The sequence below is a fragment of the Shewanella livingstonensis genome (assembly GCF_003855395.1).
GTDB classification, from domain to species: Bacteria; Pseudomonadota; Gammaproteobacteria; order Enterobacterales; family Shewanellaceae; genus Shewanella; species Shewanella livingstonensis.
In genome coordinates this window covers 1,917,181-1,934,248 of record NZ_CP034015.1, presented here as the reverse complement: position 1 = coordinate 1,934,248, position 17,068 = coordinate 1,917,181, and the positions used below count along the sequence as shown (strand labels likewise).

Annotated in this window: 17 protein-coding genes and 1 pseudogene; 6 read left to right on the top strand and 12 right to left on the bottom strand. The window is 41.4% G+C overall.

Annotated features, from left to right (window positions below; all coding sequences use genetic code 11):
- Positions 1-80 precede the first annotated feature (80 nt).
- Together EGC82_RS08385 and EGC82_RS08380 are read left to right on the top strand one after the other, a co-directional pair.
- On the top strand, positions 81-431 hold the full coding sequence (locus EGC82_RS08385) for a YkgJ family cysteine cluster protein (protein WP_208646935.1): 351 nt from the start codon (positions 81-83) through the stop codon (positions 429-431).
- A gap of 536 nt (positions 432-967) precedes the next feature.
- The gene (locus tag EGC82_RS08380; RefSeq protein ID WP_124730354.1) at positions 968-1,978 is read left to right on the top strand and encodes a D-alanine--D-alanine ligase; all 1,011 of its coding nucleotides are present in this window, start codon (positions 968-970) and stop codon (positions 1,976-1,978) included.
- A gap of 80 nt (positions 1,979-2,058) precedes the next feature.
- Here EGC82_RS08380 and EGC82_RS08375 read toward each other — a convergent pair whose 3' ends face one another.
- The 7 genes from EGC82_RS08375 to EGC82_RS08345 form a co-directional block, all read right to left on the bottom strand.
- Positions 2,059-2,646, bottom strand: coding sequence for a cytochrome c3 family protein (locus EGC82_RS08375; protein ID WP_124732597.1), 588 nt, complete (start codon positions 2,644-2,646; stop codon positions 2,059-2,061).
- Positions 2,647-2,666: 20 nt separating this feature from the next.
- Positions 2,667-3,137, bottom strand: a complete 471-nt coding sequence (locus EGC82_RS08370; protein WP_101087915.1) for a nitrate reductase cytochrome c-type subunit — start codon at positions 3,135-3,137, stop codon at positions 2,667-2,669.
- A gap of 11 nt (positions 3,138-3,148) precedes the next feature.
- Positions 3,149-5,638 carry a nitrate reductase catalytic subunit NapA gene (gene napA, locus EGC82_RS08365; protein ID WP_124732596.1) on the bottom strand — a complete coding sequence of 830 codons (2,490 nt, stop codon included), beginning with the start codon at positions 5,636-5,638 and terminating at the stop codon, positions 3,149-3,151.
- 2 nt (positions 5,639-5,640) lie between these two features.
- The gene (locus EGC82_RS08360) at positions 5,641-5,898 is read right to left on the bottom strand and encodes a chaperone NapD (protein WP_124730353.1); all 258 of its coding nucleotides are present in this window, start codon (positions 5,896-5,898) and stop codon (positions 5,641-5,643) included.
- A 32-nt stretch (positions 5,899-5,930) separates the two neighbouring features.
- A complete protein-coding gene (locus EGC82_RS08355) occupies positions 5,931-6,089 on the bottom strand; it encodes a periplasmic nitrate reductase, NapE protein (RefSeq protein WP_124730352.1) in 159 nt (52 codons plus the stop codon).
- A gap of 391 nt (positions 6,090-6,480) precedes the next feature.
- Complete coding sequence (locus tag EGC82_RS08350) at positions 6,481-7,389, bottom strand: class I SAM-dependent methyltransferase (RefSeq protein WP_124730351.1); 909 nt, start codon at positions 7,387-7,389, stop codon at positions 6,481-6,483.
- A 40-nt stretch (positions 7,390-7,429) separates the two neighbouring features.
- Positions 7,430-8,644 (bottom strand): AI-2E family transporter, encoded by a 1,215-nt coding sequence (locus EGC82_RS08345; RefSeq protein ID WP_124730350.1) that lies wholly within the window; start codon positions 8,642-8,644, stop codon positions 7,430-7,432.
- A 156-nt stretch (positions 8,645-8,800) separates the two neighbouring features.
- Between EGC82_RS08345 and folX the strand changes: the two genes are divergently transcribed.
- Positions 8,801-9,169 carry a dihydroneopterin triphosphate 2'-epimerase gene (gene folX, locus EGC82_RS08340; RefSeq protein ID WP_124730349.1) on the top strand — a complete coding sequence of 123 codons (369 nt, stop codon included), beginning with the start codon at positions 8,801-8,803 and terminating at the stop codon, positions 9,167-9,169.
- Positions 9,170-9,251: 82 nt separating this feature from the next.
- The gene (locus EGC82_RS08335; protein WP_124730348.1) at positions 9,252-10,151 is read left to right on the top strand and encodes a TIGR01777 family oxidoreductase; all 900 of its coding nucleotides are present in this window, start codon (positions 9,252-9,254) and stop codon (positions 10,149-10,151) included.
- Between the two features lie 9 nt (positions 10,152-10,160).
- Here EGC82_RS08335 and EGC82_RS08330 read toward each other — a convergent pair whose 3' ends face one another.
- Positions 10,161-11,057 carry a LysR family transcriptional regulator gene (locus tag EGC82_RS08330; RefSeq protein ID WP_124730347.1) on the bottom strand — a complete coding sequence of 299 codons (897 nt, stop codon included), beginning with the start codon at positions 11,055-11,057 and terminating at the stop codon, positions 10,161-10,163.
- Positions 11,058-11,784: 727 nt separating this feature from the next.
- On the opposite strand from EGC82_RS08330, the gene EGC82_RS21840 reads away from it, so the two are divergent.
- The gene (locus EGC82_RS21840) at positions 11,785-11,868 is read left to right on the top strand and encodes a hypothetical protein (RefSeq protein ID WP_124732595.1); all 84 of its coding nucleotides are present in this window, start codon (positions 11,785-11,787) and stop codon (positions 11,866-11,868) included.
- Positions 11,869-12,019: 151 nt separating this feature from the next.
- On the opposite strand, the pseudogene EGC82_RS21520 reads toward EGC82_RS21840, so the two are convergent.
- Positions 12,020-12,220 (bottom strand): annotated as a pseudogene (locus EGC82_RS21520) (VOC family protein); the annotation flags it as partial.
- Between the two features lie 86 nt (positions 12,221-12,306).
- The gene (locus tag EGC82_RS08315) at positions 12,307-12,999 is read right to left on the bottom strand and encodes a pseudouridine synthase (protein WP_124730346.1); all 693 of its coding nucleotides are present in this window, start codon (positions 12,997-12,999) and stop codon (positions 12,307-12,309) included.
- A gap of 179 nt (positions 13,000-13,178) precedes the next feature.
- Here EGC82_RS08315 and EGC82_RS08310 point away from each other — a divergent pair, with 179 nt between their 5' ends.
- A complete protein-coding gene (locus EGC82_RS08310; RefSeq protein ID WP_124730345.1) occupies positions 13,179-13,433 on the top strand; it encodes a TIGR03643 family protein in 255 nt (84 codons plus the stop codon).
- A 345-nt stretch (positions 13,434-13,778) separates the two neighbouring features.
- Here EGC82_RS08310 and EGC82_RS08300 read toward each other — a convergent pair whose 3' ends face one another.
- Positions 13,779-16,262: an ABC transporter permease gene (locus EGC82_RS08300; RefSeq protein ID WP_124730344.1), complete on the bottom strand. Its 2,484-nt coding sequence runs from the start codon at positions 16,260-16,262 to the stop codon at positions 13,779-13,781.
- Positions 16,262-17,011 carry an ABC transporter ATP-binding protein gene (locus EGC82_RS08295; RefSeq protein WP_124730343.1) on the bottom strand — a complete coding sequence of 250 codons (750 nt, stop codon included), beginning with the start codon at positions 17,009-17,011 and terminating at the stop codon, positions 16,262-16,264. The genes EGC82_RS08300 and EGC82_RS08295 overlap by 1 nt, the downstream gene beginning before the upstream one ends.
- Positions 17,012-17,068 lie beyond the last annotated feature (57 nt).

Below are 17,068 nucleotides of genomic sequence, written 5' to 3'. Positions count from 1 at the left end.
GTGCGGTTATTTATCCAAAAATAACGTCATCGCGATTAATTTACGGTATCCTTAGCAAAAATGTTTAACAGCAGCCATTAATGCCCACCAATATCATTACAATGTTCCCTAAGTCGCAAGATAAATCAGCGACTAACCAAACCATAAACGCTAGTGAGCAGCCCGTCGCGGTAACGTGTTCGACTTGCCAGGCCTGTTGCTGTCGCCTTGAAGTAATGCTGATTACTGAAACCGGCGTGCCTGATGAGTATATTGATAACGATGCATGGGGTGGCGAAGTAATGTTGCGCCTTGATGATGGTTGGTGCGCTGCATTGGATAGAGATACTATGATGTGTTCAATTTACGAACTTCGGCCACTGATTTGCCGTGAATTTGAAATGGCTGAGTATGAATGTGTTACTGAACGTAAGAAGTACTTACCTGAGTAGTGCTAGGGCCTGTTGATCTTTGCTGGTTGAATTTTGTTCGAGTTAAAAACGTTTTAATCGAGGCGAATGGATTGATGCCTAGTCATCTAAGCAAAATGCATTCAACAAAGAGTAAAACGTTTTTAGCCGAACCCTTCGGGCAGCGTTTGTTGGCCATTTTTACTGTGTTATCGACTTTTTATGTAGAATAACTACACCTCAAAGTCTCTGCCTTGTACAAATGGCCAACAATTCGCTGCAAAAATAACCTTGAAAGATCAACAGGCCCTAGTATCATTAAAATAGCGAGTTCACATGTTATCGATAAGAAATGTTCACTAAGCAACAAACTTACTTTAAGTATGGCTGAGCACTAATCATGACAACCAGACTGAGACCGTTGACTTAATAATTTGCTATTAAAGTTGAAATAATGTTAACGGTAACTTGCACTTTATAGTGGTCAATCTTTATTATAAGCATAATTTCCAGGGCGGATAACATTGCTAGTTTCAGCCCCACCTTCAGTTCATATTTTATCTTTTCCAGGAGTAACCATGCCAAGAATTAATCTGCTGTTATTATGCGGCGGTGGTGGTGCAGAACACGATATTTCATTAATGTCGGCACGTTTTTTTGAGTCATCTCTGGCTAAGTCAGATAAATTTTCGGTACGTAAGTTAGTACTCGACCAGCACGGACATTACCACACCGAAGACGGTAAATTATGCGATTTAACCAATCGCCGTGAAATCCGTTTTGAAGATAACAGCACGCCAGCTTGGCCTGTCGATTATGTTATTCCGTGCATTCATGGCTTTCCTGGTGAAACCGGTGATATTCAATCGTACTTTAATTTAATTCAACTCCCTTATTTTGGTTGTGAGTCAGAAGCATCTAACAATTGCTTTAACAAAATTACCGCTAAAATGTGGTTTTCGGCTTTAGGTGTCCCAAACACGCCTTACATCTTTTTACATCAACTAGATGATGTTGCAATCAAGCAAACTGAAGCGGCATTTGATAAATGGGGCTCAGTTTTCGTTAAAGCAGCATCACAAGGATCGTCTGTGGGATGCTATAAAGTCGATGTGAAAGCCAATATCGCTAAGGTACTTAAGGATGCATTTAGTTATGCACCTTACGTTGTAGTTGAGCAAACCATCCATGCGCGTGAATTAGAAGTCGCCGTATATCAATACCAGGGTGAAGTAGTAGCTACCTTACCAGGTGAGATTATTTGCGACAGCAATACCTTTTACTCATTTGATGAAAAGTACGCTACAAATAGCAAGGCTCGCACCGACGTTGTTGCGGATAATCTCAGCCCAGAGATCAGTCAGCGGATCCGTGATTACGCAGTAAAAGCGTTTAAAGGGATGAAGTTACGGCACTTGTCGCGCATTGATTTCTTTTTAACTCAAGATAATCAAATCCTCTTAAATGAAATCAATACCTTCCCCGGATTAACGCCTATTTCAATGTTCCCGAAAATGTTGCAAAACCATGGACATGATTTCACTGAATATTTAATTGATGTGATTGGACAACAGGTTGATTTAACGTAAGCAACTTTAGTTCGAAATGCATAAACAAAAAGGCCAGCAAATTTGCTGGCTTTTTCTATACACTGACAATGTTAAACAGTTTAGAACCCTTCTACGCCCGCCATATCAGGTAATTGGTGTGCAATACCTTTATGACAATCGATACAGGTTTTTTCGCCGCTAGCCAATGACGTTGAATGCATTTGTGATGCACGCTTAGACTGGCGAGTGAAATCCATATAGTCGAAGTTATGACAATTACGGCACTCTAAAGAATCGTTAGCTTTGAGTCGGTTCCATTCGTTTTCAGCCAAATGGCGACGCTTTGCTTCAAACTTTTCACGAGTATTAATGGTGCCAAATATTTTGCCCCACACTTCTTTAGACGCTTGCATTTTACGGGCAATTTTGTCGGTCCAGTTATGTGGCACATGGCAATCAGGACAGGTTGCACGCACACCACTTCGATTAGTGAAGTGAATGGTGGTTTGCAGCTCCTGATAAACGTTGTTTTCCATTTCATGACAACCAATACAGAATTGTTCGCGGTTGGTCAGCTCCAAAGCGGTGTTAAATCCGCCCCAGAAAATCACTCCTGCGATAAATCCGCCAATGGTTAAGAAGCCAAGACTGTAATGGACACTAGGACGACACAGTACTTTCCATACAATTTTTAGTTGCTCAAGCAATTTTGCAATCATAGTGACTCCTAATGCTTAACAGGGGCTTTCGCCTTCATTAAGTGATCAATATCAACAAAGTCATTTTCAACTAATAACTTGGCATCTAACTGCGGTGCATGGCACTGAGTACAGAAATAACGACGTGGTGATAAATCAGCCAAGAAGTTATTATCACGGTCCATATAGTGAGTCACGCTCACCATTGGAGCCTGTGAATGACCGGTACTGGTACGCGCATGACACTGGATACACTTATTCACTTTAAGATCGATTTGATAACCATCAATCTTATGTGGAATAACCGGTGGCTGCATTGGGTAATTACGTACCTGCTTAACATCGGTATTGATCACCGCTTGCATAGCTGGCGGTGTCGGTTCTACGTTAATTGGCGCTAAACGCAATGTGTCGATTTTGTCTTCAGGTATGCTGGTAGCCATTACACTTACAGAGAAACCTAATAACGCGATAATCGATAATAATTTACCTGTTTTCATGGTCTGTCTCCTTAAGCCTTAACAATCTTTACAGCACATTTTTTATAGTCAGTTTGTTTTGACAAAGGATCTGTCGCATCTAACGTCACTTTATTAATGAGCTGGCTAGCATCAAACCAAGGTACAAACACTAAACCAACTGGCGGCTTATTACGTCCACGGGTTTCTACTCGGGTTTTAATTTCACCACGACGAGAGACAATTCTAATTTCATCACCACGGCGTAAACCGCGCTTTTTAGCATCTTCTGGGTGCATAAAACACACTGCATCTGGGAAGGCTTTATAAAGCTCAGGTACACGCTGTGTCATAGAACCAGAGTGCCAATGCTCAAGCACACGACCTGTTGATAACCAAATATCAAACTCTTCATCTGGTGACTCTGCCGCTGGCTCATAAGGCAATGCAAAGATAACCGCACGACCATCTGGCTTGCCATAAAACTCAAAGTCTTTACCGGCTTTAACGTATGGATCTGACCCTTCACGGAAACGCCATTTGGTTTCTTTGCCATTAACCACAGGCCAACGTAAACCGTGTTCTTTGTGATACATGTCAAAGTCAGCTAAATCGTGACCATGGCCACGGCCAAAGGTAGCGTATTCTTCGAACAAGCCTTTTTGAACATAAAAACCAAAATGCTTAGCTTCATCATTTAAATATTTAGGATCAGCATCGGCTAATGGGAATTTATCAACGTTGCCATTAAGATAAAGTACTTCATATAAGGTTTTACCTTTAAATGAAGGGTTAGCAGCTAACACGTCAGCAGGCCATACTTCGTCAGTAGTGAAACGCTTAGAGAATTCCATTAACTGCCATAAGTCAGACTGTGACTCGCCTGGTGCTTTAACCATTTGGTGCCAAAATTGGGTACGACGTTCTGCGTTACCGTAAGCACCTTCTTTTTCGACCCACATTGCTGTTGGTAAAATTAAGTCTGCTGCTTGAGTGGTGACCGTTGGGTACGCATCTGATACCACGATGAAGTTTTCTGGATTACGGTAACCCGGTAAACCTTCTTCGTTTATATTAGCGCCAGCTTGGATGTTGTTGTTCACTTGAACCCAGTAGCAATTTAGGTCGCCATCTTTTAAGCGACGATTTTGCTCAACCGCATGATAGCCAGGCTTTGGTGGAATAATACCACTTGGGATCTTCCAAATGTCTTCCGCATGTTTTCTGTGCTCAGGGTTGGTCACTACCATATCAGCCGGTAAACGATGTGAGAATGTACCCACTTCACGTGCGGTACCACAAGCCGATGGTTGACCGGTTAGTGAGAATGGGCTGTTACCTGGAGTAGAGATTTTACCCACTAACAAGTGAATGTTATAAATCAGGTTATTACACCACACTCCACGAGTATGTTGGTTAAAGCCCATGGTCCAGAATGACGTCACTTTACGATCGGGATCGGCATAAAGTTCTGCCAACTCGATAAGCTTATGTTCTGGTACGCCTGACAACTTACTCACTGATTCGACATCGTAATCTGCTACAAATTTAGCAAATTCGTCAAAATCGATCGGTGTAGAGTCACCTGCTGTTGCAACGTTTTTAGCTTTCATTTCTAATGGATGCGTTGGACGTAAACCATAACCAATGTCTGTGGTTCCTTTACGGAAATTCACGTGTTTGCTGATGAAGTCTTTATTCACTTTGCCATTTTGGATAATGTAATTGGCAATAAAGTTAAGCATCGCCAAATCTGTTTGTGGCGTGAATACAATCGGTAAATCAGCAAGGTCAAATGAGCGATGTTCAAAGGTCGACAACACGGCAACTTTAACGTGCGGTGCGCTTAAACGACGATCGGTTACTCGAGTCCACAAAATCGGGTGCATTTCTGCCATGTTTGAGCCCCAAAGCACAAACGCGTCAGCCGCTTCCATATCGTCATAACACCCCATTGGCTCATCAATGCCGAAGGTACGCATAAAGCCACCTACCGCAGATGCCATACAATGACGCGCGTTTGGATCGATGTTGTTTGAACCAAAGCCCGCTTTCATTAACTTAACAGCAGCGTAGCCTTCCCATACGGTCCACTGACCAGAACCAAACATACCAACGGCAGTTGGGCCTTTGGCTTTAATGGTGGCTTTCCAGCGCTCGGCCATAGTGTCGAAGGCTTTTTCCCATGTGATAGGCGTAAATTCGCCATGCTTGTCATATTTGCCATCAGTCATACGCAACATTGGCGTTTGCAGACGATCGCGGCCATACATAATTTTAGAAAGGAAATAACCTTTAATGCAGTTTAAACCGCGGTTAACTTCACTTTTTGCATCACCATGGGTGGCAACAACTTTACCGTCACGGGTGGCAACCATCACTGAACAACCGGTACCGCAAAAACGGCAAGGGGCTTTGTTCCATTCTAATTTGGTTTGTTCTGAGCTAGTGATCAGGTTGCTTGCACTTGTCGGCAAAGCTAAGCCTGCAACACTTGCCGCTGCGATAGCGGCATTGGCTTTCATAAAGTCGCGTCTATTCATTTTCATACTTCACCTTCTTCAAGCTCTTCACTTTGGTGATACACCATGGTGGCAGTCAACACACCTGGAATGGCATTAATTGTTGATATATCATCCATCAACGAGCGTTGGCTCGGACCTTCAACGACAACAACTAACTTAACGTCATTATTAGCTGACAACTCAGCATTCTTGATGGCCATAATTTTTTGTCTGACTTCAGCCATCTTATCTGGATGTACTTGGACAATTAGGCTGGTTACGTGAAGTTCATTGCTCATACATCACTCTCGCATTATTTATTATTTTAGGATTAGCCCGCGCCTGGAGGCCCGGTTAAAATTTGGCTAAACCAGATACTAAAACCCAGTGCGCTAACCAGTAACACAGATAAAATTGGGGCTAAAAAAACAGTTAAAAAGATAAAAATCTTTAACTCTAAACCCTTTTTGCTTTTGGTTTCATTACTCATGGACCCTCCAAGAGTTGGGATAAAAACAATAAATCATCATCGCTTTATTGCTTCTTATTAAGACTCGTGTGAATTTTATCGTTAATGCAGTAACAAACTATATACTCACAAATTGGTAAAACGAGGTTAATATGATCTAGATCATCAATTTAAATAAATCATTAGCTAGATCAGGGTTATTGAACATAAATACCGATTAAATAAAGGATTATTTAACGATTTTTTGAGCAATATCACTCTTTACTAACATAAAGTATATGTCACAGAAATGAACTTGCTTAGCCAAAATGCTGCTAAATTGTTAACGACATGAATTTACTTTAGCATTTTTAACGACCATAAAAAAACCGACAGCCAAATGACGGTCGGTTTTATGTAAAACGCTGACAAATTAGTTCAAACGATAACGTAATACTTTTAATGATTTCTGCTCATCAATATCACCAAAAACGGACGGATTAACAATTCGCTCAACATAGGTTAATTGTGGTGCGGTATTAACCACTTGTTGCATTAAAAAATCACAACCCAGTTCAGGGGCATTTAAGCACAGCAACACTTCACCTTGCGGGGCAAGCAAGTCCGGCAGACGTTTCAATAAGCGCTCATAATCTTTAGTGGCAACAAAACTGCCACGTTGATTACTGGGTGGATCGGCCACAATTAAATCATAAGGTCCAAGCTTGGTTAACTTACCCCAAGATTTAAAAATATCGTGGCCTAAATAACGCGCACCTGCGGGTAAGTCATTTAATACATGGTTTTGCTTACCAATGCTTAACGCACCTTTACTCATGTCCATGTTGACCACTTCATCTGCCCCACCTTGCAAAGCGACTACCGAAAAGCCACAAGTATAAGCAAACAGATTAAGTACCTTTTTATGCTTTGTATGTTGCTTAACCCATGCTCGTCCATTGGCCATATCCAAAAATAAACCGTGGTTTTGTCCACGTAATAAATGGACTAAAAAGCGCGCACCATTTTCGGTAACAATATGCTGTTCAGGCACTTCGCCGTGTAATAACTCACTCAATGTTTGACCGCCGTGGCGATATTGATACACCAAATTAAGTGTCTCAGTTGGGCGCTGTTGTTGCCATAAACTAACAATAGCGGCCACGAGCTCATTAAGTTGATCGCTTTCGAGCATCTTAAAACTGGTGAGCAATAATACCGGCTTATACCAATCTAAACACAGGTGTTCATCGCCCACGTATAAACCACCGCGGCCATGGAATAAACGGCAAACATCATCACCGAATGTCAAATTTGGAACTATTTGTAAAAAACCTTTCATACACTCTCTTAGCTCAATAAATTAAATACAATCAATAGGATTATGTATTTGTGGTTGACGACTTAGCGGTCGCGTCACTGTCCACTCTATGGTCATTATCAATATCACTACTGACGCTACTAATAACGTCATTATTAACCTGTTCGTCATCGTCGTTTGTGTGTTCATCTTCAGCTGCAATTTCGGCTTCTGCTTTAACACTATTAGCAGACTCATTGGGTGAATCATCACTATCATCCGACAACAAAATTGCTAGCCAATTGCCCGAGTCGCTCGATTCAAGACCAATTTTAACAATCATGGTCAAGGGTACAGACAGTAACATGCCGACAGATCCAAGCAGCCATCCCCAAAAAATCAATGACAAAAAGACAACCAAAGTAGACAAGCCTAAACCACGCCCCATAAAACGGGGTTCAACCATATTACCCATTACCATATTGGTACCCACATACAATAAACCGGTTATACCAGCGGCCCCTGGGCCCATTTGGATAAAAGCTAATAACACCGCAGGAATTGCGGCAATAATAGAACCAATATTAGGAATATAATTAAACAGAAAAGCGATGACGGCCCATAACAAAGCATAGTCAACGCCAATGATAGTCAAACCGATACCAACAACCACTGCAGTTGCTAAACTGACAAGGGTTTTAATCACCATATATTGATTAACCGACTGTAAAAATTTGTCGATTTGCTTTAAACGTTTATCTGGCGCATCAAGGGCTAAATGAAACTTTCTCGGCATTGATTGCGCTTCAAATAACATAAATACAATAGTTAAAATAATCAGAAATAAATTAGCCATCACATTACCCACACCAGACAACATATTGGTGGTCATGGATAACGCCATACCCGGATCAAAGTAGTCGAGCACCTTTTGTTTAGAAATCTGAATATTAAAGTCTTGAAGCTTTTCAAGGATCCAAGCAAATTGTTCTATCAGTTGCTCCCGATACTTGGGCATTTCTTTCGAAAACTCAGTTACCGAACTGCCCACTAAACTGGCCAGCCACAAGCCCATTAACACAATAAATCCCATCAATAAGATGATCGATAACCATTTAGGAATACGATAGCGCGTCATCAACACAATAGCTGGATTACAAATAACCGCTAAAAATGCAGATAATACAAAAGGCACTACAATTGGGCTGGCTGTTTTAATTCCTGCCAAAATAATCACTACGCAAGCCATAACCACAAAACTACGTACAGCCATGGGCGATTGTTGTATTCCTTTCATAGAACTAAAATCCTTATTATTGATTATTAAAATGATTCTATATGCTAAGCTAAACCCAGTAACATATTGCAAACTAAGTTAAATTTTATTGTCGATTCACATTCAGCTGATGACAATAATGGTATACCACTACTTTCAGGGACCCGCTGACATCATATGAAACCAGAAACCGCTATTATACGCATTAAAAACTTACGTTTACGTACTTTTATCGGCATTAAAGATGACGAAATTAACAACCAACAAGATGTCATCATTAACGTAGTGATTCATTATTGTGCCGATAAAGCCCGCAATAGTAACAATGTTGAAGATGCATTGAATTATCGCACCATTACTAAAAAAATCATCGCCTTAATAGAAAACAATCGTTTTTCCTTACTCGAAAACTTAACCAATCAAACACTCGCGATTGCCAGCGAACATGATTGGGTTGAATTTGCCAGTGTTGAAATCGATAAACCCCACGCACTGCGCTTTGCAGACTCTGTATCGATGGAATTATGCTACCAGAAACAACACTAACGGCTATGTTTAACACTGAGTTTGTGATCACTTTTTAAGCTTACGATCGTATATTGTTACATAGAGTTAAGGGGGAATTTAGATGAAAATATTAATTACTGGCGCTACGGGGTTTGTTGGCAAACAATTAGTCAAATCTCTTGGCGACCACCAGCTAATCATATTGACGCGAAATATGGGTAATGGCAAAAATAGTCTTGGCAGCCATCATCAATACTGGGAAACTCTTGCAGACAAATCAGACCTTAACGATATTGATGCAGTAATTAACCTTGCTGGCGAACCGATTGTCAGTAAACGTTGGAGTAACAAGCAAAAAAAACTGATATGCGACAGCCGTTGGGATATCACTGCGGCGTTAACTCAGCTTATTGGTAAAAGTACTACTCCACCGCATACCTTTATTAGTGCTTCTGCCATCGGTTATTATGGTAGACAAAACCAAACACCTGTTGATGAAGCTAGTGGGTTTCATGCCGAATTTAGTCATGATATTTGTCAAGAATGGGAAAACCGTGCACTCCAAGCACAGTCGCAACAGACCCGAGTGTGTATTACTCGCATTGGTATTGTGCTTGGCAAAAATGGCGGCGCATTAGCAAAAATGTTGCCCCCTTTTAAACTTGGCTTAGGCGGTCCAATAGGCAATGGCGAGCAAGGTATGAGCTGGGTCCATATTGATGATTTGATTAAATTATTTTGCTATTTACTCAACAATTCTAGCTTACAAGGCATTTATAATGCGACAGCACCTCAACCTGTTAGCAATGCCGTATTTGCTAAAGCATTAGGCAGTGCATTAAATCGTCCAGCCAAGATAACCACACCACCGTTAGCCCTAAGACTGGCAATGGGTGAAATGTCAGAATTACTGACAACAGGCCAATTTGTATTGCCTAAACGAGCTTTAGCGGCAGGTTTTGAATTTCAGTACAGCGATATTAATAACGCATTGCAACAAGTTATCAATTCTTCAAATTAATGCTCAGTACTACACTAGCTGTTTAATTCTATCGATAATAGGCCCATAGCGCCGAGCAAGTGGGCGATGTTTTTTATGAATTATGAATAATGGCTCACTGACCACCACACTATCGGCATCCGCAGTGGCAAACGACGCTATACGAATATCTTGTGCTTGTGCAAAATTATCGACGGCAAATTGCGGTAGCACAGCAAATGCCAGACCTTTAGCTACTGGCACAAGAATTTGGTTTAATTGATTCACGTAACTGCGGATCGGCACCTGTAATGCCAGCGCCTGTTTGTCAGTAAAGTACTGACGCGCTATTTGTGACCAATAATGCATCGCATCAGGATGACTCACCATTCCAAGCGCCATGAGTTGTTCAAATGTAACCGACTGATGTGGATACGACTGAGGTAATACCAGGCACAATGACTGTGCAGCTAGCGGGATGACTTCAAGCTCATCCATATTAATTGAGTGAGTAATAATGCCCACATCAATGGTATTAGCCATCACATTATCAATAATGCGTTTATTGGGCGCTGCTTCTAAAGATATTTGTAATTGATGATGAGGTAACTGATAGTCAATAAGATGAGGATATAGCAGTAAGGCCATCGATCCAGAACAAGCAATACGACACTCACCAATATGCTCATCATCTATCGCTAATTGTGACAACACTTGCACTTGCTGCTGCTGCCAAACTAACGCTCGTTGATACAAGATAATTCCCGCTTCTGTTAGCTCAAAGCTTTTTCCTATTCGGATCAGTAAATCAACACCCACTTGCAGCTCAAGCTTCTTAATGTGTTGACTCACGCCAGGTTGTGTCATAAAAAGCTGCTCTGCCGTGTGAGTAAAATGCCCTACTTCGACAAGTTTAATAAATGTGGTTAACCATTGTTGATTTAACATGCTGCGCCTCTATTATGCACTAAACACTTCATTGCATCGCCAATGAACATATCTTGTACGACATTGATTATGAATACTAATGTCACCGCTAATAATGGCATAATGATAACAAAAAATTATTATTTTATATATTTTTAATAACTATACTCACTGACGTTAACAGTAAGGACAATATAGCCAGCAAGGTATGATTCCAGTTTAAACACCCGTGGTTAATACTATTTACTTTTTAGCCACCCTCACGCACTCCCGTAAAACTACCAGGTTAGCATGTCACATTGTAGAGTGACTTGATTCTTTACTATGATGACATTGAGCAAAAAGAAATTAATTAATAATCAAAAAGGGAAATAGAACTAAAGTAATTAAATACAATTGCTTACAAATTATTCAGCTGCATATTATTTGCAAGAGATAGATTAGAGTTTTACCAAAATTACGATCTCGGTACCGAAATAATGGTAATGACTACCGTTAAAGTAGATCCTAACATGGCGGTTATATATTGAGCAGGTTTGAGTGGTCGCAGGGTTAAAGCCGTTAACATTGAAAAGGAACTTGATTTTTAGTGGATATAAGAGGACATCAAAGACTGAAAATCTATACAAGTGACTTGCCCGTTAGTGGTAATGTTATCAGTCGTCACTATGGCTAATGGTGCGGACATGGAACTTAACAAAAAGAAGTATAAAGCGTTCATGAAAACGTGGAGCTAGGCTGATAAAAAATGCCTAATGAAATTTTGGCTAAATACCCTGAAGTGAAGACATTAATGGGTGAATATCGTATGCGTGAGGTTATGATAACATAATCAATAAAGCGCTTTTTACACCCAAAAAAAGGGGCGCTGAATTTAAAGCTGACTTAACAGTATATAGTTAAATCAATCACTTTGGTTATCGCTATACCATTCCATCTTCATCACAGCAATATACGCCCCTCTCAGTGACCTGAGACATATTACGATAAGGTTTTTCACCTGGGTAAGAGTAACGTGGAGCCTTAATACGCTTTTGCCACCAGCCACAACAATCTTCTCAGCTAAAGCTTCTACATCTTTATCTTGGATGCAGAAATGGCCGATACTGGTTCTCCAGTATTCGACGTTACGTCTTGAGTCTTGTTGGTTTTCTAAACTCAAAAATTTCAACACCAACATGGTTGTCTAGTTGATATAACAAGAGTTAATAGCGACAGAGTTTAATCTTTCAAAGTGTCATTAAATTGGCCGTAACAAACCACCATAGGGTCATACTGGGTTAAATGACCCCATCTCTACATCGGTTAAATAACGCCACTCACCTACTGCTACATCCAGTTTAACCGCACCAATACTTTCTCGATGCAGCGACACCACTTTATTACCTACGGCAGCAAACATGCGTTTAACTTGATGGAACTTCCCTTCCGTTAAAGTCAGTAGTACCTCTTGAGGCGTAATAACTTGTAACTTAGCAGGTAAAGTGAGCGCGTGCTCGCCCTGGAGAGCAATGCCGTGTAAAAAACGTTCGGCGGTATCTTTAACTAGCGGTTTGGCCAACATGACTCGATAAACTTTATGACATTTTCCTGAGGGCGATGTTATCGCAAATGTCCAGCGACCATCATCGGTAATCAGCACTAACCCTGTTGTGTCAGCATCTAACCTCCCGGCAATATGCAGCTCAGATAATCGTTCCACATCCAATAATGAAAAAACGGATGGATACACACTATCGACATTAGAACAAAGCGTATTGGCAGGCTTATTAATTAGAATATAGCGAAATGCTCGAGGAAACAGTTTTTCACCATCTAATTGAATATGGTTACTTTCGTGTACCTGAATAGCCTCATCTAATACCGCAATACCATTAACAAAAACCTTAGCTTGATGAATATAAGCAATGGCTTGGATTTTAGTTAATTCGGTACTTTTACACACAAATCGATCGAGACGCATCACATACTCACGCTAAATAAAAAATAACTAACTTGTATTCAAATTAATAATTCGGCCCAGTAAATTTGGATACGACTTTAGCAAACTCATCTGCTGTAAACACAAATTATTAAAACACTAATCTAAAATTAGATAACACACGTACTAAGGTACAAACCTAATAAACATTATTATACTCAATGCTATCACCACACGATACTTCAAGGATCATTGAAATGGCATGGGAAGACCGCACGCCATTTGAAGCGATTGAACATCTTTACGGTTTAAATGAATCGAGTGTTATTAAGCTCATGCGCACCTCACTTAAACTTAACAGCTTTAAGTTATGGCGAGTACGCGTCAGTGGTCGTAAAACCAAACACCTTAAATTGCGCCCTGAAGGTATAGATAGAGCTTATTGTCCAACCCAATACAAAATGCGCCAAAAATGACGTCATCAGCAATTAACTAACATAAAAGGGAGATGTGTTTGCATCTCCCTTTTATCAATATACTTTTAGCAGCTGCTAGGGCCTGTTGATCTTTCAAGGTTATTTTTGCAGCGAATTGTTGGCCATTTGTACAAGGCAGAGACTTTGAGGTGTAGTTATTCTACATAAAAAGTCGATAACACAGTAAAAATGGCCAACAAACGCTGCCCGAAGGGTTCGGCTAAAAACGTTTTACTCTTTGTTGAATGCATTTTGCTTAGATGACTAGGCATCAATCCATTCGCCTCGATTAAAACGTTTTTAACTCGAACAAAATTCAACCAGCAAAGATCAACAGGCCCTAGTTTAGCCCTCTTTTAACATGTCACTACAGGACTTATTGAGTAACTGACGGCATCGCCATACCCCAAGAATGGCCACAATAATTGCGCCGGCAACTGGGGTGATCCCCCACCATGGCCAGTGCATGTAAACCACTAACTCAAAAACTTGGGTTTTGAGCATGTATAAAGCAAACTCAGCAACAATAACCGCCAATAACCCCGCAATTGCACCCAGTAAAGCAAATTCAAACCCAGTAGATGCACGAAGTAACCAACCCGATGCGCCAAAAGTGCGCAACACTGCAAGTTCGCGTTGCCGCATTGCCATACCCGCTTCCGTCTGTGCGATTAGCACTAAGGCACTAGCCAGTAATACTAAGACCAACACCAGTGACAGCGATAATGACACTTGATCAATAATTTGCCGTAACTGCTCAACCAAAGCGCCAACATCAATAATCGATACTGTTGGAAATTGCTGGATCAGTTGCAGTACCACTTGATTAGCACTCAGTAAACTGCCGCCCGCGGCTAGTTGTTGATCATTGAGATGAAAGCTCGCCATAGACGTGTATGCAAATGGCGCCAGTGCTTCTGAGGTGAAAATCATGAAGAAATTAGGTTGTAAGGTTTCCCACTGAACCTGCCTAATACTGGCAACTTTAACCGAAAATGGTTGATTATCGATGTTATAGGTTAGCTTATCTCCCAGCTCTATTCCTAGTCGCTCTGCAACGCCAGACTCAACTGACACATCATCTGCAGCCTGGTTAAACTCACCTTCTAGTAACTTATTATTAGGTGGTAAGGTATCTCGATAGGTTAAGTTTAGTTCGCGAGAAATCCCCACGCGCCCTTCAACACCATCTTCAGACTGCTTACCTGAAATCAACTCCTCATCGTTGATATGAGTCAGTCGCCCACGCACTACAGGATAAATATCAGTGGCGCTAATATGATTGAGCGTTAAAAAGTCATTCAGCGGTTTAGCATCTTCTGGGGCGATGTTGACGAGGAAGTAATTTGGAGCATTTTCAGGTAACTGCTTTTGCCATTCATTGAGTAAGTCTTGGCGCAACGCTAAAATAGTTAGCAACAATACTAACGCACTGCTAAAGCCAACTAACTGTACCGCATTTTGGCGCGCACGGCGACGTAGACCAGCTAACGCCAATTGGAATGGATTAGTGGTTTTCATGCCAATACCATGACCAAAACGGATCATCGCAAAACCAAGTACACTGAGTAAAAAACCTAATAATAGCACCGCAAGTACCACCGTCATGGTCAGCGCTAAACTTCTTGAATATAAATAACCCAACAACGCCATGGCAGCCAAGCTTAATAGCAGGTGTAACCACATGCCCAGCTGCAAGCCTTCTAATTGGCGCTGCAATACTCTTAATGGCGGAATGGCTAACAGCCGCATTAACGGATAAGCCGAAAACATAAACGCGCTAATCAAGCCTGTACTTACACCTAACAATATCGGACGTATATAGGGTGGCGAATAAGCGGCAATCTCGACGGGTAAAAAAGCCGTGATACCAAGGTCAAGTAATACGCCCCCAAGTAAACCCAACGTAATCCCCAGTAAGGTCACTAATGACAAATGCATGCCAAATAGCACTCGAATTTGTTTACCCGATGCACCAAAGGTTTTTAGCATAGCTACAACGTCATAATGGCGTTGACAATAACGCTGGGCCGCAATGCCAATCGCCGCACACGCCAAGGCTATGCCAAGTAAACTGGCAAGCAACAAAAATCGTTCCGCACGTTGCACAGCTGAAGCAATAGGCGAGTCGCCCGATTGCACATCTACCCAACGTTGACTGTTATTGAGCAAAGGTTTAGCTTGCTGCTCAAACGCCGTTAACTGTTCAGCATTACCGCTAAATTGGTATAAATAAGTTACGCGACTACCTGGCTGAATAATGCCTGTCGCGGGTACATCATCCAAACGGATTAGTAACACCGGCGAAGATGCAAAAGGATTAAAACCACCATCAGGTAAACGACTAATTTCTTTAGTTAGCGATAACTCACTATTACCCAACTCAATGCTTTGTGGAAAACCCAGTAAACCACCTAACCGACTTTCAAACCATGCTTGACCTGGTTGTGGTAATTGTTGAGTCACACCTGTACTTAACTCTATATCGCCTTTTAAAGGATAACCATCACCAACGGCTTTAACCGTCACTAACTGAAATTTGTCTCCCGAATACACCATTGAGTTAAACTGCATGTTGGTGACATGGGCAAGACCCAGTTCATCGGCGGTAATCAGTACCTGTGGGTCAAGTTCAACAGGTGAGTCAATAATACGATCGGCAGCAATAAAGTTAGCGGCTTCACCATTAATGGCGACTTGTAAACGCTCACTAACCCGCGCAAGACCTGTAACAGATAACACGGCTAAGGTAATAGCCAATACAATAAGAATTAATTGCCCTTGAGCCAGCTCACGTTTAAACAATCTCCACGCAATTTGCCACTCCATTAATTAACCTCCGCAGCAGGTTCCGCGCTCACATGGGCAGCCTTAAGATTATCTGCGTATGGTTCAGATAAATGACCATTTTCCATCACTAATTGGCGTGCGCAACGCTTAGCAAGGTGTAAGTCATGAGTCACCAATACCAACGTGGTGTCACTTTCTTGGTTTAACGCAAACAGCATATCAGCAATTTTATCGCCATTTACACTGTCTAAGTTGCCTGTAGGTTCATCTGCAAATAACACTTTAGGTTCGCAAATAAAGGCTCTGGCAATTGCCACGCGTTGCTGTTCACCACCGGATAATTGTTTCGGTAAGTGATTTAATCGATGAGATAAGCCAACACGTTCTAGCATGGCTTGGGCTTTTTGCTTGGCCTCTTTAACCCCTGCAAGCTCTGCAGGTAACATCACGTTTTCAAGCGCGGTTAAGGTATCTACCAACATAAATGACTGGAAGATAAAACTGACCTTTTGCTTACGCAGCGCGGCCTTTTGCTCTTCGTTTAATCCAGATAATGCCACGCCATCTAACATTATCTCACCGGAGGTCGGCGTGTCTAATGCAGCAAGTAATCCCAGCAATGTCGACTTACCTGAACCTGATGGTCCCAAAATGGCAATACTGTCTCCTTGCTTGACATCTATATTGATGCCGTTGAGGATAGTCAACTCTCCCTCTTGGGTCACAACAGTTTTATTGAGGTTAGTTACAGTAATGGCACTGGTATTTCGATCGATATTATTAGACATACAATCCTTCTTATATTCGTCACTTAAACGCGTGCTTACCAGCGGGTTTTTACTGAT